The organism is Haloglomus salinum (genome assembly GCF_024298825.1).
Taxonomy (GTDB): Archaea; Halobacteriota; Halobacteria; order Halobacteriales; family Haloarculaceae; genus Haloglomus; species Haloglomus salinum.
The window spans coordinates 1,742,812-1,763,724 of sequence record NZ_CP101153.1; the positions used below are offsets into that span (position 1 = coordinate 1,742,812).

A 20,913-nucleotide genomic window follows, 5' to 3' on the forward strand; every position below is an offset into this window, starting at 1 on the left:
TGCGGGTCTCCGCACACCCTGCCGGTGGCGCGACGGGTAAAAGATGATTTTTCAGAGAGGTACCGGAGTCCGTCCGGGGTCCGTGCCGGCTCCGGTGTGGATTCCTCGTGGATTCGTCTAGAGTTCGTCGGCGGCCCGGCCGGGGGCTCGCGGGTCAGTCGCCCGCGGCGCCGGGCGGCCCGGCCAGTTCGGGGTAGCGCTCGACACCGGCGTACCGGACCAGCTCCGCTCCGAGACGGCGGACCCGGTCGGTCAGGTCGTCGTCCGCGATGCCGTCCTCGCGGACGAGCGAGTGCGAGTCCGGAACCGCCACCTCGAGCGGCACCGTCCACGCGTTCAGCGTCCGGCAGACCGCGCGGAGGTGAGCCAGCGCCGGCCCGGGGTGCGAGCCGGCGGCGACCTCGACGAGGCCGACAGTGGCGCCGCCGAACTCGTCACGACCGAGGTGGTCGAGTGCGTCCTTCAGCGCTCCCGTGTCGGAGCCGTGGTAGTTGGGTGTGCCCAGGAGTACCGCGTCGGCGCCCGCGACGGTCTCGCCGAGGGCGGCGGCGGCGTCCGACGGCGTCGGGGCATCGGGGTCCAGACGCGGGAGGTCGTGGTTGCGGAGGTCCACGAGCTCGGTCGCACCACCGGCGGCACGGGCGGCGTCGAGGGCCTCGGCCAGCACGATGCGCGTCCGGCTCGCGTCTCGGAGGCTCCCACACAGGGCGACGACGTGTGGTTCGGGCGTGGGGGACATCGCCCCGGCGTAGCGATGCCGTGCGCAAAGCTCCTCGCTGGAATCCATTCCTGTTTCGTAACTGTCAGGTGTCGTCGACCGACCCGACGACCACGTGGAACGGGACGACCTCGCGCCGTTCGTACGCCTCGTCGCGGACCTGCCGGACGACCTCCCGTCCCATGTCGCGCCAGGACTCCCGGAGCGCGTCGAGGTCCTCCTCGCTGCCGGCCATCGTCGCCCGGCGCTCGCGGAGGTCGGCGCCGCTGGCCTTCCTGGTCGCGGCCTCGACCTCGCGGTCGGCGTACGGCGGCTCGACGACCCGCTCGTGGTCGTAGCGCCGGCTCCGCACGTCGCCGAGGCCGGCCGTCTCGAACGTCTCGCGCGCGTTCGCGCCCAGCGCCACGTCCGTCGCCGCCCCCTCCAGGTAGCGCTCGCGGGCGCGGCGAGCGAGCGCGGCCTCGGCGTCGACGCTCGACTCGACCGTGACGGCGGCGTTGTCCGGTTCGATGGCGGCCACGCGCTCGCGGGCGACGCGGGCGAACTCGCGCACCACGCCGGTCGGGTCGGGCAGGTTCACCAGCAGCGCCTGGCAGACGACCACGTCGAACGCGTCGTCGGGGAACGGGAGCGACCGGGCGTCACCGCGGACGACCGGCCCGTCGCGTCGGGCGTGGGCCAGCAGGTCAGGGTCGCGGTCCAGCCCGACCACGCGACCGGGGCACTCCTCGCGGAGGACTGCGGTGAGTTCGCCGGTGCCACAGCCGACGTCGAGGACGCCGTCGGCGTCGCGCAGGCGGAGGTCGGCGAGTGCCTCGCGCGAGTCCTCCCACATCCCTCGTCGGGTTTCGGTCAGGTAGTCGGCGCCGAACCGTCGCATCACTCACGGTGAGGTGGGGTGGCGGGAAAAGCAACACGGGGCACCGTCGGCGGTCGGCTGCGGGTGGCCGACGCTATCGGGTTGGGTGGTCGGAAGAACGGTGCGGCAGAGCGGACGGACCGCTCAGGAGAGCTTCGGGACGAGGGGCGCGCCGGCCTCCTCGTCACGGGAGAGTACACGGCCCCCGTCCTGTGCAATCGTGGGCGTCTCGTCCTCGGTGGACTGTCGGGGCATCTCCGGAACCATCGGTTCGATCTCGTGGGTTGGGCGGTCCGTCATGGTCGTTTGCATGGACAGGCGTGCTGTCCTCGATTCATCATGGATGTCCATCGGGTATAAACCTTCATGTTCTTTCCTGCCAATTCCGGCAACTATTGCATCGACCGGCGCTCGTGGGTGTCGAGGATGCGGACGTTCGTCGGGATGATGGGGCCTTCTCCGACGTAAATCGAGCGGCATCCGGTATCTCGAGGAAACTTCTGGACGAACGTTTCGGAATGATGGACCGTGAGGAATTATCCAGGGCCGCGCCTGAACGCGGCTGGACGGACGGCGAACGTCAGCCCGGGCCGGCCTCGCCGCGTGGGTCGCCATCCCGCGCCCGGCGTTCACCCGTCGGTTGTTGCAGGCTCCGAGAATCGTAGCCAACCCTTATTTTCCCGTACCTGAAAGGATGACCAACCATGGGTCCAGAGGGGCGGGGTGACGAGTTCGAGGCGGCACTCACGGAGTTACGGCGGTCCGGCAGCGCGTTTCTGGTCGCCGGGGCCGTCCCGGACCGGGTCCACCGACAGACGTGTGACGAGCTGCTCGGACCGGCTGACGACGAACGGCTGTTCGTCCGGGTCGGTACCGGCGCGGAGTCGGCGAGTGACCCCACGGACGGCGACCGGGTGCTCGAACTCGACGTGACCTCCAGGGGCGCCGCGGCCACCGATGCGCCGGCCGGCGGCGCCGGTGCCGTCGCGGGCGGGGCGAGCAGTAGTGCCCTCACGGTGGTCCCGACGCTGTCGTCGGCCGGGGCGGCGTTCGAGGCCGAACTCGCGGCGCTCGACACCACGGCGGACCGGGCCCCCCGCGTCTGTGTGGAGTCGGTCCTGCCACTGGTCGAGACGAGCGGCGAGGAGCAGGCCTTCCGCTTCCTCCATCTCGTCACCAGCCGGGTCCGGCGGCTCGGTGGCACCTGCCATCTCCACCTGCCGCTCGCGGCGGACAGCGAACTGACCGGGACGATGGCGGCCCTGGTCGACACGACCGTCGAACTCCGCCTCGCCGACGACCACCCGGAGCAGCGCTGGCATATCCACGAAGCGGGTATCCGGTCGGACTGGCTCCCGCTGACCGAGTGACGCGACGACGAACCCATCATGACAGGCAACGGCTCCCCTGGCGTCTCGTTCGCGGCGGCGACCGAGGAGCCCGGGCTCCGGGTCCTCGACCCGGTGGACAACCACCAGTACCAGCTGGACACGCCGGCCCCCGTCGAGCCGGTGCCGACGTCGGGCGACCGGTTCGCCTACCCCGTCGACACCGCGACGGCGGTCCGGACGTCGGCCGTTCGGCTCCCGACCGCGACCAATGTCTACGTCCGTTCGCCGGACGGCGCGCTGGTGGCCAGCGTCGAACATCTCGAACAGGCCACGCTCGACGCCGCCCGGTACACGCTCGAACTGCTGACACCCATCAAGTGCTACCTGCAGGTCGAGTCGGGGGTCTCCATCGAGGCGGACTTCGCCGAGACACGCATCGACTTCGGCGACGACACCGATGTCCTCGTCGGTGCGCGCTCGCGCCGGACCCGCCCGGCGACGACGGTGACCACGACGGCGGACCCGGCGGACCTGCTGGCGACCGTCTCGACGTTCGGCGCCGCGCTCGGGACCACGATGCCCGAACGCTCCTATCCGAGCCTCCGCGGGCACCCGCCCGCGGTCGAACTCGGTGACGAACTGGACACGTGCGGACTCGCTCCCGTCGCGACCGACGTGTGGCTCGAACTCCCCGAGACGACGGAGGCCGCGCTGGTCGCGGCGCCGCTGGCGTACTACCTCGGGGCCGAGGTCCGGGTCGCCGACGAACCACGCATCGTGACCGACGGAGCCTCGTACCCGCTCGACGGGCCCGGTGGCTTCGAGCGTACCGTCGAGCGTACGCTCAAGACGCTGTTCTTCATGGATTGTCTCACCCGCTACGACGGTGCGTACGGCCACGGCCGCCGCCTCGACGAGCGCGAGGCCGTGAAGGGCCAGCTAGATGTCGACTTCGAGGCGCTCTACCACGCCGACCACGCCGACCGCGTCCAGGAGTACCTCTCGGTCCCCTACCGGGTCATCGAGCCCCACCTGCCGCGGTGGAAGGTGGCGGCGACCGCCCGGCCCACGGCCACCTCCATCGAGACGCTCCCGTTCCTCGTGAACGACCTCGCGCTGGTGCGGACGCCCCGCTCGCCCAGCGAGGAGAGCGACGAAGCGGCGTCGGAACAGGCGGCGGCGGTCTCGTCGTTCCTGTCCGGCGGCGGGTCGACCCGGGCCTCGCCCGGGGAGTTCACCCGCGGCCCCCGCACCGACAGTTTCACCCGGAGTTCCTCGCCGGGCGGAGGCGGGACCGCGGCGAGCGCCGGCACGGACGACCTCTCGTTCGTCAGCCCGGAGCCGGCCGACACCCTCGAACAGGTGTGGGTCGGCGACGGTATCCCGTTCGGAGCGAGCGAGGCGGTCCTGACAGCATATCGAAACCGGATCGGACGCGAGGCCGGCGACGGGGAGATCGACATCACGGTCGTCTGTAACGACGCGGCGATGGACGAGGAGACGGACGTGGAGGCGGTCTATGGCCAGCGCGACCGGCTCCCGTTCGACGTGGAACTCAGGTACGACCTCTCGACCGACGAACTGGCCCAGCTGCTCGCTCAGGACCACGACTTCCTCCACTACATCGGCCACGCTGAACCGGACGGGCTGGTCTGCCAGGACGGGAAACTCGACTGCGCGGGACTGGACGAGACCGGCGTGGACACGTTCTTCCTCAACGCTTGCCGTTCGTATCAGCAAGCGCGGGGACTCATCGATGCCGGCGCCATCGTCGGCGTCGGGAGCCACACGGACGTCACGAACGCCGGTGCGGTCGAACTCGGCCGCACGATGGCGCGACTCCTGGAGCACGGGTACCCGTTCCGGGCCGCGCTCGACGTTGCGCGTGACCACCATCCTATCGGCGAACAGTACATCGTGGTCGGTGACGGGAGTCTGGCGGTCGTCCAATCCAACGCCGGGACGGCGCTGCTGTGCGATCTGACCGTCTCGAACGAGGCGGATCTCGAACTCACCATCCACGGCTTCCCCACCCCGGCACACGGTATCGGAACGGAGTTCATGCCGCTCCTGGATCAGGCCGAGAACACGTACTATCTCTCCTCGGGCGAAATCGATAGCTACCGGCTGTCGACGACTGACGTGACCGACTTCTTCAGCTACCAGCCCCTCCCGGTTCGTCTCGACGGTGAACTGGTCTGGAGCGATACGCTGGACGTAGAAGAACTCTGAGTTACGGGCCGGAACCGCTGACTCCGGAGGCCACTGCGCTCCCCGACTGACTCAGCAGCAGCAGCAGCGTGAACAGGACGCCGGACATCCGCGGGTGCTCCTTGAGGTACGTTGCGACCGTTTTCTCCGCATCTTCAGTGTTCATCGCAACCTAATCTTATCGCTATTTGTATTGAAATTAACTAAAAGAACCCGACAATTCCGATGTGCAATAAGGGTTTGCACTACCACGAGTATGGAGCCAACTTAGTTTTTGGCACGTGAACACTTGACGCGGACTGTCGAAGCACCGTCGCGCGCCAAAATTTTATCAGCGGAACCGCTGCAATCGAGCGTAATGGTCGAGGCGGTCGCAGTCGCGAGTGGCAAGGGGGGAACTGGCAAGACGACGACGACGCTCGCGCTGGGCATGGCGCTGGCCGAAGAGTACGACGTGACGGTCGTCGACGCCGACACCGGGATGGCGAACCTGCTGTTCCACGCCGGGCTCCGGGACGCCGACACGACCCTCCACGACGTGTTGCTGGGGACGGCCCCGGTCGACGCGGCGACGTACGACCGCTTCGGGATGCGGGTCGTCCCCTGTGGCACGTCGCTAGCGGCCTTCGAGGCGGCCGACCCGACCCGGCTCCGTGAGACCGTCGCCACCCTCGCCCGCGACACCGACGTGCTCCTGCTGGACTCGCCGGCCACACTGGGCTCGAAGAGCGCCGTCCTCCCCGTCGTGCTGGCCGACCGCACCGTCGTCGTCCTCGAGCCCACCATCCCCGCCCTCTCGGACGGCCTGAAGGTCGGCGAGTACGCGACCGCCTACGGCACCGACGTCGCGGGCGTGCTGTTCACCAAAGCCGATGGCTCGGTCGACGACGAGCTCGTCGAGCGTGCCGAACGATATTTTGACGTCCCGGTCCTCGGCGCGATTCCCGAGAGTACGGTCGTGACCGAAGCAGCAGAGCAGAACGTACCGCTCCTCGCGCACGCACCTGAGTCGCTTGTTGCTCAGGCATATCGCACGGCTGCCGACCGGCTCACGATTCGGGACAGCGAGGCCGAGGCGATTGCACAGCACGCGGTGAGTGCAATCCAGCCGCAGCGGCCGTGAAGAGCTACTCGGTGGGTTCTGTGAATTCCTCTACTCTTGATGGAGCTGAACTGCGGAATCGAGAGACCATATCCCGCAATCGACCCGTACCTCCTGTGATCCGGAAAGAGTCCGGCCAGCGAATCCGTTCCTCCGGGGGGCTTACGTCACGTCATCCCGGCCATACCATCGGTACAGCCCAATACAACTCCAGCAGGCGTATGCTACCGAGAGCGGTGCAAGGAGGTAGAACAGATCGACGCGCGCCACGAGCAGGTCGAGCGAAACCGACCCCGGTGGTACGTACAGGAAGGCAGCGACGAGGGCGGCGACGCCAGCGAGAACGTTCGACAGATGGAACAACCAGTCATCGAGGCGAATGAGGCTGGCACCGATGGCGTCCATACGACTGGGTACGGCCAGTCTGTCAAAAGTATCGCCGAGTCGAGATCACTGCATCGTCGATCCATCCTCCGGTCTCCTCACGACTCGTGGCCAGTACACATTCGATCGGCGCTCTGCGTACCGCCGCGGTTCAGGAATCGACTACTTCTCGCGAGGTTCAACTGTGTCACTTCGCCGACTTCTCGGTCCGTCGTACTGATAGAACACCGGTGGGACCGCGCTATCGCGGACCTCCTGTGGGATACGTCCAGGTGGTCTACGTGCTGTCTCCGAATGGCCCGGCCTGAATTCGAACGTCGTAGTTCTGGGGGAGGTCATCGAGCGTCACCCGGATCAGGAGTGGGACGACACGCTCGTCATCGAGCGCGGTCAGCTCGTTCATCGCCTGTCGTTGACTCCGCCCGAAGCTCGCACTGCCGTGCTTGACCTCGATCGGGTAGACCCGGCGAAGGGCCGGCTCATCACGCTCGTGTGAGCGGTCGCCTGACGACATCTGGTGTTCGGCCGCGCGTGTATCGCGTTCGCCTTGGCGCTCCGGTTCGGTGCCTCCTGACTCGGTTCGGTCGTAGACCGCGAAGACCGCGTCCGGGACCCAGGAGTGGTCCTTGGGCCTCTCGATGGACGCAAACCGATCCAGCGAGTTGCCTTGCCGAAACCGCAGGTGTTCGTCTTCCACACCGAGGTCCTGACAGGCGTAGTGGACGACCGGTGCGGGCCGCCGGCCGACACCAGTGAGCAGCGCCTGCGCGAGTGCCCCGACCTCGTTGCCACGCGCCTGGAAGGTCCACCCCTCTTCGGGCGGCTCTCGTTCGGAGGGACTGGACTCGGCTGGCCGGGTTCGGACCACGTAGTAGTCGAATCGGTCGTCGTTCGCGGCCGCGGATTGGAGTTTCACCTCGTCGTTCGTGACGAGCGTGGCCTCCGCCTCAGCGACGGACGGATAGCTGAACGACCCGCTACTGGTCGTCCGCTTCTCCAGCAACTCGGGATCCGTCTTCGCCGCCTTCCGCGTTAGCTTGACCAGCACCCGTTCTCGAGGCGTGGACCCATCGCCGTCGGCAGCATCCCCCGAGGTAGTCCCGGTAGTCCCGTCGCTGTCGCTCGCGCTTCCGAACGACGAGTCGAGCGTCCGTTGGTCGTCAGTCATCTTGTTGCCCCCGCGGCGACATCGTAGACAGAACGACCGACCCGTCCATGTACCTGATGATGGTGCTTCTCACGGCAGCAAGCACCCCTCGGCAGTGCCTATGCTTCGGACTTCCTCGAACTGCACTCCAGGAAGGATGGGTCGCCACGGACCTTGATCAACTGTCCGGGAAGGACTTATCCGTGAACGGTCGGCTCCGCCCGCTCCTCCGGATGGGGAGTGAACCCATCGTCGGGAGCAATCGTTCCGGATTTCAGGGCACATTGACTGGCGCCCGGCCGGTGTGACGGCGTGTGGCCACACCGGACTGCTCGAAGACCGATATTCTTCGCGGCGTTGTAATCTGCGTGGACCTCGTAGCCACAGGCTTGGCAGTGAAAGCGGTCGCGCCGCGGGCGGTTGCCCTCGGCGACGTGCTCACAGTCGGTTCGTGAACACTGCTGACTCGTGTTTCGAGGGTCGACGGTCAGCACGCGGATGCCGTGAGTCGCTGCCCTGTACTCCACGTAGGTAACCAGCCGGTCGAACGCCCACCGATGAAACCGATCTCCGCCGGGTAGTCGATCGGTGATCCCTGTCAGGTCCTCGAAGGCGATGACCGTACAGTGGTGTTCTCGGGCTTCCTCGATGATGCCGTTCGCGACGCGGTGCAAGTCGTGCATCGTGCGCCGTCGATTACGCGTCCGTATCCGCGTCAGCGTCCGGTAGGCACTTCGGGTCCCTGTCTCCTGTAGCCGGCGTTGCCGCTCCGTGACCTCCTCGCGACGGTGTTCCAGTTCACGACCCGAGAAGAATCGGCCCGTGCTTGTCACGGCGAGCTGCTCGATGCCGAGGTCGACTCCGAGAACCGTTCCGTTCTCGGCAGCCTCCTGTTCGGCCGCCGGCCTCTGCCGGCGGAACCCGAGGTGTAGATACCACTCACCGTCTCTGACCGTGAGCGTGCTTTCGGTCACCTCCCAATCATCGTCGTCGAGATACTGGTACTGATAGCCGTCTTCGTCCTCGGGAAGCACGAGGTCACACCGGACGCGGCTCGCCGTCGTTGCGAGCGAAACGGTCCCATCGTCGAACAGCGTCATCGTCCGCGAGTCGTATCGAACCGTCGGGGCGCTGAATTCGGGCTTCGATACGGTGCGACCGTTCTCCGCGCGAGTCTCACACGCGCTGATCGCCTCGGCCGCCTGATGGGTGGCGAGGATCGCGTGCTGGCTTCCGAGCCCCGTCTCGTCTCGAATCGTTTCGTAGGCTCGGGACTGCAGCCGCCGCTTGCTGGTACAGTTCGGCCAGCCGTTCTCGACCGCCAGCTGACATCCGCGCTTCCACGCGCTGACCGTCCGTTCGAGGAGCTGGTGCTGTTGCTCCTCGACGGCCAGCCGCGTGATCGCCGTCCGGCGGATGTAGTCGTCGGCCACACCCCCAGTTGGTCCCGGTTTCGTACTTAAATCTCAGCAAGAGGGTGGAGGTCCTGCTTACTGTGGGCCCGCCTCGCGCTCGGAGTGTTGTAGGGGGACAGACTACAGAGAGGGCCTCATCCGCAAGATATCAATGTGTAGAAGTCTGTGGCGTGGCCTCCCAAGCGGACCTACGAACGCCAACCCCCTCAGAGGGTGCAGTCTGAAGATCGCCAAGAAACGGCTCTCTCTGTCCCGTCTAGGCCGAACCGACGCCACAGCGATGTGACCGCGCTGGCTCGTGACCAGCAGCCTGGAACGGCGAGTCGCTCCTGAATCCACCCCCGAGGCGGCTGGGAGCCACTACACGCCCGCGCCGTCTTGCGGTTTTCCAGACCCGCGACTCGCGACTGCAGCACCGCCTGTATGACCCGACACCGCTGTCAGGCCGTGACTCGCCGATCTCGACTGTCGGTCGGGGGCACTCCTCGTGACCAACCCATAATTGGACCAATATTTTGGTAGTAGATACGGCGCTATAGACGACTACATACCTGTCTCGTTGCCCGACTCACGTCCATTTCGAGACATGATGTTTGAATGATAGTTATCGTATCGCTGGATGCCAGATACGGCGCAGCAGGCGCCTTCTTGCCGGTCCAGCATCCCGCACGTGTGGCAGGTGGCTCGCTTCGACGCCGCCCCGGCGCTGGACACATACATGCAGCAATAGCGGCACGCTTGCGGATGATCTGCCCTCTGTAGTTACAGCATCGGAATCGACCGACGGGGGGCCAGAGGCGGCACCGCGTCTGGTGGCCCCGAACCTGGAGCCGGCTCGAGGGCGACCACTGACTAGGGGGGACCTGCAGATTGCCGGCCAGGGCTCCGGTCGAAACCACTTCCGCCGCGGTTGGCGACGATTTAGGTGCGAGTGGGACGAGACACCTACTGGGGAGGCGCCTGTCACACGCTCCCCAGCTCCCTACAGGCGGTCCAGCATGAAACGGCGGGCCATCCTCCGTGCCGCTGCAAGCATACCGGCCCTCCGACCGGGAGCCGCGACTGCGGCGCCGCCGGTCACGGACGATATCTCGGAGGGCTACTTCGGGGCACTTCCGGACACGAAGGCCGAGCGGAACGACGCCGTCGTCGGCTGTGCAACCGAGCTGTGTGCGGCTCGCAACACCGTCTCCGAGACGGCGCTCGATGCAGTCGTCGCCGGGAGCGGCTCCGCGGATGATATCCTCCGCCGACTCCGGTTCGGGGTTCGCATCCTCAACACGTACGACATCACGAACGCGATCGACGAGGGGATGATCGAGACCGGAGAGCGGGATCTCCGTGACTACACCCGCTACATCCCGCTTGTGGAGAGCTACAACAGCCTCTGTAGTGCCGCCTGTGCCATCGAGCCACCCGACCCGAAACCAGAGACCGTCATGAGCTTCCTCTTTGCAGCAGCGGCGTTTGGACTGGAGGTCGCACTCTGGACCGTCGGAGCACCCTACAAGATGGCGTGGGGCGGCACCCGGTTCGTCGCCAATCGTACGTTCCTCCGCTTCGCCAAATACGGCTGCCGTGGCTGTATCGCACTGCTAATGAGTGAGCTCCACTGGGCCATTCGGGGCTCGATCTACGGGGAGGTCGTCACCGAGAATACCATCGAATTCGTCTGGGCACAGCTCCAAGACCTCCAACGCGATGCCGAGCGGTGGGACTACGATGTGGAGCTGGCGTATTCGTACGCGGAGATTCAGGAGATCGTAGTGTCTAGGGAACCCCAGCACGGTGGGGCGCTTGGACCGCTCCCCCAGGAGAACGAGGGACCGATCGAACGATTGCTCTCTGACATCGAGTTCCCGAATCTCGACTTCGACATCGACTTGCCAGACCTAACTGACCTCCTCCCGTAGACAGCTGATACCGACGGGGGCTGAAGCACGATTCGTGCACTCGATCTTTGCTGAATCCCTCAATCGGTGACAGTTCTCAACGGCCGTGCTGCATACAGGGCGCAAGTCGCGCAAGATCACCGACACCGATTGCTGTCGGAGTGGTGGTTGCTACTCGCTCATGTATCATTATCACCCAACCACTAGGATAAACGATGGACTCGAGTTCCATCTGGAGGCCATCAGCAACCGTCCTGAGAAATACTCTGAAGAAGCTGGCAGCCACTTGGTCAAGTGCCCCGCCCCTGTTCGAGGAGTTCCCTGATTCGTCGCAGTTCGACCAGTAGCTCCGGGGCCTCGGTCTCCGTTGTCGTTCGCTTGGGCGTCACTCCCGGAGTGTCGCCCCCCTCCGTCGCTTCCGGTGGACGCCGCCGGACTTTGTCGAGGATCTGATCCTTGATGTCCGCGAAGTCGGCAACCCCGCCGATGGTGAGCTCAGCACCGGTCTGGCCACCGAATCCCGCGGTGTGGATGCCGACGGCTCCGGCCCCGACGAGACGCTGGAGCGGACCCTGACTGGCGTTGACGTTGGTGATGCGGTTGTACGGGACCGTCGTCTTCTGCTGGAAGAACACACCACGTTCGTACTCGAGTTCGTCGTCCGTGAGCCTGTACGCGGCCGTCCGGTAGAACGCTGGAATCCACCACGTGACGAAGCCGAATGCGGTGACCACCAGGCCGACACCGACGTACACGACCCACGGATTCATCTCGAAGAGGATGCCACTGTAGGCGAGCACGCCGATGGCCGTAACGATGGGGACGAGGACGAGCGCCTCGATGGCGAAGAAGTAGCGGGTGAGCTTCTCCGGCTTGAACCACTCGTGTTCTGGTCTCATACCCGTAGAACGGCGTCACAGCGACTTGAAGCAGCGTCCTGCGTCCCAGGATACGAGAAGGGAAACGATCGACCGGTCCAGGCCGGATCGGATGGCACCTCCGAGACAGACGGGGTCACGGTGGGTACGAACTGCCAGGAGGTCTCCAACAATAACCGATACGGGCGGTTCTCCGTCCGCAGGAATCCTCTTCGGGACTTATTCTCACTGGCCACGAATCGGCAGCTGAGTGATTGCCGATGTCAACAGACACGAAACAATCCCGATCTCGCCCCGGGGTATCGCTCGCCATCATCGTAGGGCTGGTCGTCGCGCTCTTCGGCAGCACCCTCGTGGGGCAACTCGACCTGGCAGAGCGACTCGGAACGTCGGCGGCAGAATCGCTGCTGGTGAACTCAGTGACGATGTGGGTGTTGGTCGGAGGCTTGCTCGCGCTCGTCCTCTACTGGGAAGACCGCCCACTCGCGTCGGTCGGTCTCGAGCGCCCAACGCGTCGCCAGGTGATCGGTGGCATAGGCGCTGGTGTCGTGGCGCTCGTGCTCGGGCTGCTGGCCACAGGCCTCGCCGTCGCAGCCCTCAACCTGCAACAGCCCGAGACGCTCTCGACGATTAGTTCTCTCTCACTGCCAGTGAAGCTCGCGATTATCGGAACGGCAGTTGTGACCGAGGAGGTACTGTGGCGAGGCTACCCAATCGAGCGATTGACCGAACTCACGGGAAGTATCTGGATCGGGGCTGCCACGAGCTTCGTTGTGTTCCTCGCTGTCCACTACCCGGCCTGGGGACTCGTCGGTGCCATTCCACAGGCAGTCTTCGCCCTCGCACTCGTGGGGGTATACGTCTGGAGCCGGAACGTCATCGCCTGTATCCTGACGCACGCCGTCATTAATTCGGTCATGATACTGGTATTGCCGACGTTCCTCTGAACCACCACGGTTTGATTGATGCCGAATTTTGGTTGATGCGAGCCTCGTGAAGAGGATCAAACGGCGCGGGGTACGTTCTCAGCGAGTCGCATCGGACATGGTCTCTCGAATCGCCGTGGCCAATTCGTCGGGACGCTGGCTCCCGAGCAGCACATCTCGGTCGTCGGACCGCGTCAGGAACACACCGCGCGAGCCACGCACGTTGTACGCAATCGCTCCCGGACGCCAGCGGATTCCCCACCCGCCGTACTCCCGGAGCGGTCGATACGTCGTCGCCTCTGCGGACTCGGTGGCGGTCCAGGGGACGCGCCTGAACGACCGGTGGAGCGGGGCGAACCGGATGTAGAGGCCATCGTCTCGGACCTCGGTGACGAGTCGGAGCGACCACATGAACCCGCAGATGGCTCCAGTGAGGACCAGGCCGAGCGGTCCACTTCCGACGACAGTTACCAACCCGACGAGGCCCAGCAGGGCCCAGAGCCACCACTGTCGGAACCGTTGCACTTCGCGGAAGGCACCCTCGCGTGACACACCAGTACACTCGGACGGAAGAGGTTGAGAACCTCTCGCCTCCCGGCAAGACCGACCCGATCCGGGCGAACAGGGACCCTCAGCCGAGCAGACCGTGTGCGATACCCGGCGCGAGGAGTCGGCCCCGGCGCAGGCGGAGCCAGCCGTAGACCAGTCCGCCCGCGAAGGCCGAGACGAACAGGAACCACGCCGAGAGCGGGTAGTAGCCGACGTGCGCGGCCGAGAAGGCAGCGGCCTGCAGCACAAGCGCGGGCCACGCGCCGACGCGCTCGGCGAGGGCGGACTGGAGGAAGCCACGGAACAGGGTCTCCTCCTGGAACGCGGCGACGGCGAAGCCGAACAGCAGCATCAGGAGCGTCCCGGTCAGCGAGGGGGCCTCGCTGACCGGCGCCGCGGGGAGCGGGCCGGCGACCGCCCCGATGCCGAGCGTCAGCCCCGCGATGACGGCGAACGAGAGCACGAACCCGCCGACCCCCCAGAGCACGTCCCGTCCGAGGTGGTCGCGGTCGACCCACCACGCGACGACATCGACACCGACCCAGCGGGTGAACCCGAGGTAGACCAGCCCGACCGACCCGACGAGGGTGGTCCCGAGGACGAGAATTGCGAACTCGAGCGGCTGGCTGGGCGAGGGCTGGGCCCACAGCGAGCCCCAGAGCAGCGCCCGCAGGCCGACGAACGCGGCGAGTAACACCAGTCCCCGTCGAAGTTGCCGGTCGGTGAACGAGGTGTCGAGCGCCGTCGCCGCCGGCTCGGTGCCCGGGTCGGCGCCGTAGACTGGCGATGCGAACCGGGCGACAGCCCGCCGGTAGCCGCCGTAGCCGACGCCCAGCAGGACGATCGCCGCGACGACCGGAACCGCGGTCGTGAGGAGGAGCTGGGCGTCACCGGAGAGGCCCGGGTCGGACAGGAGGGCACCCGCCCCACCCAGTGTGGCGACGGCGGCGACGACGAACGCGCCGAACATGTGGCCGAGCAGCACCCACTGACTCGGGGTCGCGACCGCGTAGCCGCGGAAGGTTTCCCGGCGCTCCAGCGACGGGAGCGTCGTCCCGAGGCCGAGGCCGAGGCCCACGCTCGCGGCGGCCGCGACGACAGCGAGCACCACCAGAACGACCGCCGATACGAGCGTGGCGCCCGTCCCCCAGGCGAGGACGATCGCGCCGACCACGGCGAGCGGCGTGCCCAGGAGGAGGCCGGCCAGCGCGTGGCCCCGGACGAACGTCCGGGGCGGACGTGCCACGAGCGCCTCGAGGACCCGCATCTCACCAGCCTCGCCCAGCGGGTTCAGCCCGAACACCGCCCCGGCGACGTAGATGCCGGCGAACGCGAGGACGCCACCGGCCGCCAGCGGCACCAGTTCGGGGGCGGTCGCGACGCCGAACACCGCCGTCACTGCCATGATGACCAGCGGGAACAGTGTCGAGAAGCGGGTCGGGACGCGAACCCACCGGGTCCACAGCCCCAGCGCGATACCCAGCGCCGGCGGAGTGGTCCGGCGCGGGAACGACCGTCCGGCGTGTCCGTGCCCAGCGGCGGCGGCCTCAGTCGCCGCAGCCGCGTCCCGGCCCAGCATCCCCGTCGGCGTCGTGTCGGCGAACCAGAGCCGTGGGGCGAGCCGCGCGGCGAGCGCGAACAGGAGCGGGATGCTCGCGAGGAGAGCGGCCCCGACCGCGTACGCGACGGGTCCGGGCGGGGCGACGAGCGACGTACCGGCGAAGACGAACGAGAGGTAGTGGGTCGTCGGGGCCGCGACGGTCGAGAAGACGGCGAGTTGCGAGGACGCGAGCGCCGCCGGCGCCGTGACGGCGTAGCCCAGCCCCATCAGTACGAGCAGGAGGACGACGCCGGCGGCCTGACTCAGCCGGCGGAGCAGTTCGCTCTGCAGGAGTCCCAGCATGAACAGCTGTCCGACGACGGTCCCGGCCATCACCACCGCCACGAACAGCGGGACAACCGCGAGGACGGTCGTCAGCACGACCGACGGTTCCCCGGCGCCGAGCGCGAACGCGCCGGCGAACAGGAGCGTCGGGAGCAGCACGAACCCGACCAGCTGGACCGTCGAGACGGTGAGCAGCCCCAGCAGCACCGCCCGCGGGCTCGTCGCCGTCAGCAGGAACGCCTCGCCCTCGGGCCGGCCCGTCTGGAGCGTCCGCATGGCCGCCATCACGACGAAGACCGCGACCAGCAAGAGGAGGTGCGTCCCGAGGAGGCCCATGTCAAACGCTCCCTCACCGGCGGCCGTCCGGCCCGCCTCGTGTGCGACGCGGGACCAGAGGACGAACAGCGGCGCGAAGACGACGACCGCGCCGAGCAGCGTGAGTCGCTGCTTGCGGGTTCCCAGCGAGTTCCGGGTGTGGCGCCGGATTTCGACGCGGGCGATACCGAGGCCGTGGCGCACATCGTGACGGAGGCCGTCGTGCACGTCGTCACCGCCACCGCCGCCACCGCCGACGGCGGTGCTCATGGCCGCGGCTCCGTGGTGTCACCTCGGGACGCCCCCGCGCCCCCGTCGGATGCCTCCTCGGCGACGGGTTCGGCCTCGTGGTCGGCGGTCACCTCGAGGAACGCCTGTTCGAGCGTGCGCTCCTCGCCGGTTTCGGCGCGGCGTTTCAGGTCGACCGGCGACCCCTCCGCCACCAGCCGGCCCTCGTGGAGGACGCCGATGGTGTCGGCCAGTTCGTCGACCACGGACAGAATGTGTGTCGAGAGGAACACCGTGGTCTCTTCGTCGACGAGGTCGGCGAGCACGTCGAGGACGGTTCTCGCGGCCCGCGGGTCGAGCCCGCTGGTCGGCTCGTCGAGGAAGATGACCGCCGGCCCGTGCAGCAGCGCCTGGATGAGACCGATCTTCTGGCGCATCCCCTTCGAGTAGGTGCCGATGGGGCGGTCGGCGGCGTCGGTCATGTCCAGACGAGCCAGCAGCGACTCGATGCGGTCGGCGGCCACGTCCTCCGGGATGTCCTGGAGGAAGGCGGCGTAGGAGAGCTGCTCGCGACCCGTCAACTCGTCGTACACGGGCGGCTCCTCGGGCAGGTAGCCGAGGTACCGGGTGATTGCCCGCCGGTCGGTGAGCGGCGTCCCCATGATGGTCGCCGTCCCGGCCGTCGGCGGGAGCAGCGTCGTCAGCATCCGCATCGTGGTCGTCTTCCCGGCCCCGTTCGGGCCGAGGAACCCGTAGACATGCCCCGGGGGGATGGTCAGGTCGAGATTCTCGACGGCGACGTGGTCGCCGAAGCGCTTCGTCAGGCCCTGCGTCTCGATGGCCCACCGGGAGTCCCCCTCGGACGGGCGACCCCCGGTGGCGGTGGACTCGGCGTTCATGCTGTAGGATAGTCAGGGGCGGAAAAAGCGGGTGGTGCTGATTCCCTCCCCGTGAGAGACACGAGCCGGCCGTCGTGGAGTGCCGCGCACCGCTTTCGGTCGTGACGGGCCGAGCGACGTGTCCCCGACGCACGGGGGACGCGAGCACGGCGAGCGACACGACCGTGTCCCACGAGTGACGCGACCGCGACGCCACCAGCGACACGACGGTTTCTCGTCGCCCGGGAACGAGCGGCCCGCTTCATCTCGATTCGGAGCGACCGCTACGTATGGACAGCGCTATCGACACTGGCGGGGCCGGTGCCGGGGGCGCCGGTCGACCGCTCGCGTTCACCGAGGACCGGCGGCCGGCGCTGCTGTTCCTGGCCGTGACCGCCCTGGCGACGCCGGCCCTGATCCTCCTGGCCGAGCGGTTCCTCCCCCGGACGGGGATGGCGAGTCTCCTCTTCACGACGACGGCCATCACGCTCGTCGCCGTCGTCGCGTGGCTGGCGCTCCGCCGAGAGGGTGTCTCGCTCGATGCCATCGGCTTCGGGTGGCGCCGGGTCGTCCCCGGCGTCCTGACGGTAGCGGCCGTCTGGGCCGGGGCGCACGTGTTCGGGTGGGTCGTCCTGGCGGTCCGGGGCGAGCAGCTCTCGCTGGGCATCCCGGTGGGTGCGACGGCGACCGGCTGGCTCGCGACCGCCGTGATGATGTGGGTGTTCGTCGGCATCGCCGAGGAGTTCGCGTTCCGGGGCTACCTCCAGAACAAGGTCATCGCCCACGTCGGCGGCGGGACACGGGCTCGCACGGCCGGCGGGGTCCTCCTCACCTCGGCGCTGTTCTCGCTGTGGCACATCCCGCAGTTGACCGTGGTCCGCGGGCTCTCGCCAACCGAGATGGCGCCGGTCCTCGCGGTGTGGGCCATCTACGGGATCATCCTCGGGACGGTGTACGAACTCACGCGGAACGTCGTCCTCGCCGGCGTCCTCCACGGGACGTTCAACCACAACCCCGTCCTGCTGCTGGGCCCCGAGGGTGAGGCGGTGACCGACCTCACGCTGCTGGTGCTGCCGCTGCTCGCGGTGGCGGTGTGGTACTACCGACGGTGGGCCCGAACGGCCCGCCCGGACGATTTCCGGCCACAGGCTACCCGTCCGGAGACGGCCGGGGACGCCTGAACGGGTGCCGGGGACGCCTAGACGGGTGCCGGGGCATCCGACCCGGGTCGCCCGGGCCGAACCGCCCGAATCGGAACGCCTGGCCGTGGCGCCGGCCACGCGCGAGTACCTGCGCCGGTGACACCCCGGACCGGTCGCGTCGAGAGTCCCCCGGGTCAGTTCTCGATTCGCAAGAACGACGTACCGAGATTAAGAGCGGTGGCACCGGATCTGCACCCGTGATCCTCCGATGACGCGATTCACGACACGCAGCGAGGTGGTCGCCACCTCCGGATCGGCACGGACGGTGAGCCGATGACAGCCATCGAGACCAGCGACCTGACGAAGCGCTACGGCGAGACCGTGCTCGCAGTCGACGGCCTCGACCTGACCGTCGCGGAGGGCGAGGTGTTCGGCTTCCTCGGCCCGAACGGGGCCGGCAAGTCGACGACTATCGACATGCTGCTGGACTACGTCCGCCCGACCAGCGGGACCGCGACCGTTCTGGGGTACGACGCCCAGGCGGAGACGAAGGCGATTCACCGCCGGGTCGGTATCCTCCCTGACGGCTACGGCCTCTACGACCGGCTCTCCGGGCGCAAACACCTGGAGTTCGCCATCGATCTGAAGGGAGTCGAAGACGATCCCGACGAGATTCTCGACCGGGTAGGACTGGAGCGCGAGGCGGCCGAGCGCCGTGTCGGCGGCTACTCGAAGGGGATGACCCAGCGGCTCGCGCTGGGGATTGCGCTCGTCGGCGACCCGGACCTGCTCGTGCTGGACGAGCCCTCCAGCGGCCTCGACCCGAACGGGGTCCGCGAGGTCCGCGCCATCGCCCGCGAACACGCCGAGCGCGGCGGGACGGTCTTCTTCTCCAGTCACATCCTCAGTCAGGTCGAGGCGGTCTGTGACCGTGTCGGCATCCTCAACCGGGGCCGGCTCGTCGCCGTCGACACCATCGAGGGACTCCGGGAGTCGCTCGGGACGGGCTCGACCATCGAACTCACGGTCGGCGAGGTGCCCGAGGATCTCTCGCTGGAGGGAATCGCGGGCGTTACGACCGTCACGGTCGACGGTCGGACGGTGCGGGCGACCTGCGCCGAACCGGAGACGAAGATCGCCGTCGTCGAGCGGCTGCAGGCCGGCGACGCCGCCATCCTCGACATCCGGACCAGCGAGTCCTCGCTGGAGGACCTGTTCGCGGCCTACACCGGGACTGGGGGGACACCCGAGGAGGCCCCGCAGGAGGTGGCCCGATGACCTGGACCGTCGTCGCTCGCAAGGAGTTCACCGACGCCTTCCGGGCACGCATCCTGTGGGGCATCGTCGCCATCATCGGCGTCCTGACGGGAGCCATCACGCTGGCGACACGGTTCATCCCGGGCATCGAGCCGAACCCGCTTACGGGCCTCGGAGCGGCGGCCCAGTTCGCCGCGATGCTCGTCCCCATCATGTCGCTCGTCGCGGCGTACCTCGCCATCGCCGGCGAGCGCGAATCGGGGAGCGTGAAGGTGCTGCTCGGGCTGCCGCCGTCGCGCGGCGAGGTGGTGCTGGGCAAGTTCCTCGGCCGCGGCGGCGTGGTCGGCCTCGGACTGGTGCTCGGGTTCACCGTCGCCGGGGTCGCTACGGCGGCTGCCTACGGGACCCTCCCGGTCTCGACCTTCGTCAGCATCACGCTGCTGACGGTCATGCTCGGCGTGACCTTCGTCGGTATCGCGGTCGGCATCTCGGCCGCGACCGGGACCCGCGCCCGCGCCATGACCGTCTCCATCGCGGTCTACCTCGTCCTCGTGCTCCTCTGGGACCTCCTCCCGCAGGGGCTGCACTTCCTCGTCCACGGGACGACCCCCAGCGGCACGGTCCCCGGCTGGTTCCTCGGCCTGCAGGCGCTCAGCCCACCGGGCGCGTACAACGCCCTCGTCATGGCGGTGCTGGGGGCCGGCGACCCCACGGTGCCGGGACTGGCCGCCAGAGTCGACGGCTCGCTTCCGATCTATCTGGAGAGCTGGTTCCTGCTCGGCCTGCTCGCGCTCTGGACGCTTATCCCGCTCGCGCTGGGCTACCGCTGGTTCGAGCGGGCCGACCTCTGACGCCAGAGCGACCCTCACCCGGAGGGAATCGCCCTCGCCGGCTGCCCCCGTCACGACCGTAGTGGAATCACGAGTACCGTCCCAGTCGGTACTCGCTCCGAGATCGATATCGGCAGCCGCCGTCTCAACGACTACCTCGTCTCAGTCGGGGTGCCGGCCGTCGTGGGTGGCTTCCTCGTCCCGCTCCTGCTCGTCGTCGTGCTGCTGGCCCTCCGGTCGTCGCTGGTCCCCGGCGAGACAGCCGGAACGTGAGTTGGCCCGACGGCGGAGCCTGCGGTCACCCTGGCCGACCGCCGGGGTTCCCACCGGGCGAGAACCGGCGCCACGACTTATCGCCGAAGATGGCGTCGATACAGGCATGAACACCGTAGCGACCACACTGCTCCAGATGGGCCCACACTACGGCCAGATGGACGGCGGCTGGATGGGGGTGGGATGGACGGGCTGGGCCGGCATCTTGGCGATGATTGTTTTCGCCCTGCTGCTGGCCGCCGTCGTCTTCGCCCTCGTGCGGTTTCTGTTCGTGCCGCTCGTCGAGGCGGCCGACCGGTATGACGAGGATCGAACGACCGACCCCGCGCTCGCGACGCTCCGGGAGCGGTTCGCCCGCGGCGAGATCGACGAGGAGGAGTACAACCGGCGGCGGCGAATCCTCACCGAGAAGACTGCCTGATCTCGGACGCCGCGCCGAGAAGGTTCTCGTTGGGGGGAGCAACGGTTCGCTATTCTCGGAAAATATGGTGTCGATATTTCCACTAACTAGAGAGTAAGATAAAATATATATATATATATTGGTGAAAAATCCGCCTTTGGTGTGCTATTCCGGTTGTATCCCGCTTCGGAGCTCCTCACTCATCGAATCGGCCGGTCGTCTCGGAGGACGCTGTAGTGGTCGGTCGGAATCTCGTCTCGTCGGATCCGAACCATCGGACCGGGCCAGTTCCC

At 67.5% G+C, this 20,913-nt stretch carries 20 protein-coding genes; 9 read left to right on the forward strand and 11 right to left on the reverse strand.

Translation table 11 applies throughout. The features are described from left to right. Positions 1–154: 154 nt before the first annotated feature. The 3 genes from NL115_RS08455 to NL115_RS08465 form a co-directional block, all read right to left on the reverse strand. Positions 155–739 carry an NADPH-dependent FMN reductase gene (locus NL115_RS08455; protein ID WP_254832742.1) on the reverse strand — a complete coding sequence of 195 codons (585 nt, stop codon included), beginning with the start codon at positions 737–739 and terminating at the stop codon, positions 155–157. 64 nt (positions 740–803) lie between these two features. Continuing rightward, the gene (locus tag NL115_RS08460; RefSeq protein ID WP_254832743.1) at positions 804–1,598 is read right to left on the reverse strand and encodes a class I SAM-dependent methyltransferase; all 795 of its coding nucleotides are present in this window, start codon (positions 1,596–1,598) and stop codon (positions 804–806) included. A 123-nt stretch (positions 1,599–1,721) separates the two neighbouring features. Next, entirely contained in the window at positions 1,722–1,889 is a 168-nt protein-coding gene (locus NL115_RS08465; protein ID WP_254832744.1) for a hypothetical protein, read from the reverse strand. A gap of 392 nt (positions 1,890–2,281) precedes the next feature. On the opposite strand from NL115_RS08465, the gene NL115_RS08470 reads away from it, so the two are divergent. After that, complete coding sequence (locus tag NL115_RS08470; protein WP_254832745.1) at positions 2,282–2,947, forward strand: DUF7504 family protein; 666 nt, start codon at positions 2,282–2,284, stop codon at positions 2,945–2,947. Between the two features lie 18 nt (positions 2,948–2,965). After that, positions 2,966–5,140, forward strand: a complete 2,175-nt coding sequence (locus tag NL115_RS08475) for a hypothetical protein (RefSeq protein WP_254832746.1) — start codon at positions 2,966–2,968, stop codon at positions 5,138–5,140. 1 nt (position 5,141) lies between these two features. On the opposite strand, the gene NL115_RS08480 is transcribed toward NL115_RS08475, so the two are convergent. Continuing rightward, on the reverse strand, positions 5,142–5,285 hold the full coding sequence (locus tag NL115_RS08480) for a DUF7503 family protein (RefSeq protein ID WP_254832747.1): 144 nt from the start codon (positions 5,283–5,285) through the stop codon (positions 5,142–5,144). Between the two features lie 192 nt (positions 5,286–5,477). Between NL115_RS08480 and NL115_RS08485 the strand changes: the two genes are divergently transcribed. Then, a complete protein-coding gene (locus NL115_RS08485) occupies positions 5,478–6,242 on the forward strand; it encodes a nucleotide-binding protein (protein WP_254832748.1) in 765 nt (254 codons plus the stop codon). A 141-nt stretch (positions 6,243–6,383) separates the two neighbouring features. On the opposite strand, the gene NL115_RS08490 is transcribed toward NL115_RS08485, so the two are convergent. From NL115_RS08490 to NL115_RS08500, 3 genes are all read right to left on the reverse strand, one after another. After that, positions 6,384–6,626 carry a hypothetical protein gene (locus NL115_RS08490; RefSeq protein WP_254832749.1) on the reverse strand — a complete coding sequence of 81 codons (243 nt, stop codon included), beginning with the start codon at positions 6,624–6,626 and terminating at the stop codon, positions 6,384–6,386. A 256-nt stretch (positions 6,627–6,882) separates the two neighbouring features. Continuing rightward, entirely contained in the window at positions 6,883–7,773 is an 891-nt protein-coding gene (locus NL115_RS08495) for a hypothetical protein (RefSeq protein WP_254832750.1), read from the reverse strand. A gap of 176 nt (positions 7,774–7,949) precedes the next feature. Beyond that, entirely contained in the window at positions 7,950–9,185 is a 1,236-nt protein-coding gene (locus tag NL115_RS08500; protein WP_254832751.1) for an RNA-guided endonuclease InsQ/TnpB family protein, read from the reverse strand. A 980-nt stretch (positions 9,186–10,165) separates the two neighbouring features. Here NL115_RS08500 and NL115_RS08505 point away from each other — a divergent pair. Then, entirely contained in the window at positions 10,166–11,080 is a 915-nt protein-coding gene (locus NL115_RS08505) for a hypothetical protein (protein ID WP_254832752.1), read from the forward strand. A gap of 269 nt (positions 11,081–11,349) precedes the next feature. On the opposite strand, the gene NL115_RS08510 is transcribed toward NL115_RS08505, so the two are convergent. Further along, the gene (locus NL115_RS08510) at positions 11,350–11,958 is read right to left on the reverse strand and encodes a PH domain-containing protein (protein ID WP_254832753.1); all 609 of its coding nucleotides are present in this window, start codon (positions 11,956–11,958) and stop codon (positions 11,350–11,352) included. Between the two features lie 239 nt (positions 11,959–12,197). On the opposite strand from NL115_RS08510, the gene NL115_RS08515 reads away from it, so the two are divergent. After that, on the forward strand, positions 12,198–12,884 hold the full coding sequence (locus NL115_RS08515) for a CPBP family intramembrane glutamic endopeptidase (RefSeq protein ID WP_254832754.1): 687 nt from the start codon (positions 12,198–12,200) through the stop codon (positions 12,882–12,884). Between the two features lie 78 nt (positions 12,885–12,962). On the opposite strand, the gene NL115_RS08520 is transcribed toward NL115_RS08515, so the two are convergent. The 3 genes from NL115_RS08520 to NL115_RS08530 form a co-directional block, all read right to left on the reverse strand. Continuing rightward, positions 12,963–13,415, reverse strand: a complete 453-nt coding sequence (locus NL115_RS08520; RefSeq protein ID WP_254832755.1) for a DUF6141 family protein — start codon at positions 13,413–13,415, stop codon at positions 12,963–12,965. 79 nt (positions 13,416–13,494) lie between these two features. Beyond that, positions 13,495–15,882 carry a type II CAAX endopeptidase family protein gene (locus tag NL115_RS08525; RefSeq protein ID WP_254832756.1) on the reverse strand — a complete coding sequence of 796 codons (2,388 nt, stop codon included), beginning with the start codon at positions 15,880–15,882 and terminating at the stop codon, positions 13,495–13,497. Then, the gene (locus NL115_RS08530) at positions 15,879–16,739 is read right to left on the reverse strand and encodes an ABC transporter ATP-binding protein (RefSeq protein ID WP_254832757.1); all 861 of its coding nucleotides are present in this window, start codon (positions 16,737–16,739) and stop codon (positions 15,879–15,881) included. The genes NL115_RS08525 and NL115_RS08530 overlap by 4 nt, the downstream gene beginning before the upstream one ends. A gap of 269 nt (positions 16,740–17,008) precedes the next feature. Here NL115_RS08530 and NL115_RS08535 point away from each other — a divergent pair, with 269 nt between their 5' ends. The 4 genes from NL115_RS08535 to NL115_RS08550 all read left to right on the forward strand — a co-directional run bounded on the left by NL115_RS08535 (position 17,009) and on the right by NL115_RS08550 (position 20,641). Continuing rightward, positions 17,009–17,899, forward strand: coding sequence for a CPBP family intramembrane glutamic endopeptidase (locus NL115_RS08535; RefSeq protein ID WP_254832758.1), 891 nt, complete (start codon positions 17,009–17,011; stop codon positions 17,897–17,899). Positions 17,900–18,193: 294 nt separating this feature from the next. Beyond that, positions 18,194–19,138: an ABC transporter ATP-binding protein gene (locus tag NL115_RS08540; protein WP_254832759.1), complete on the forward strand. Its 945-nt coding sequence runs from the start codon at positions 18,194–18,196 to the stop codon at positions 19,136–19,138. Further along, on the forward strand, positions 19,135–19,968 hold the full coding sequence (locus NL115_RS08545; RefSeq protein ID WP_254832760.1) for an ABC transporter permease: 834 nt from the start codon (positions 19,135–19,137) through the stop codon (positions 19,966–19,968). The genes NL115_RS08540 and NL115_RS08545 overlap by 4 nt, the downstream gene beginning before the upstream one ends. 358 nt (positions 19,969–20,326) lie before the next feature. Then, entirely contained in the window at positions 20,327–20,641 is a 315-nt protein-coding gene (locus tag NL115_RS08550; RefSeq protein ID WP_254832761.1) for an SHOCT domain-containing protein, read from the forward strand. Positions 20,642–20,913: the final 272 nt, after the last annotated feature.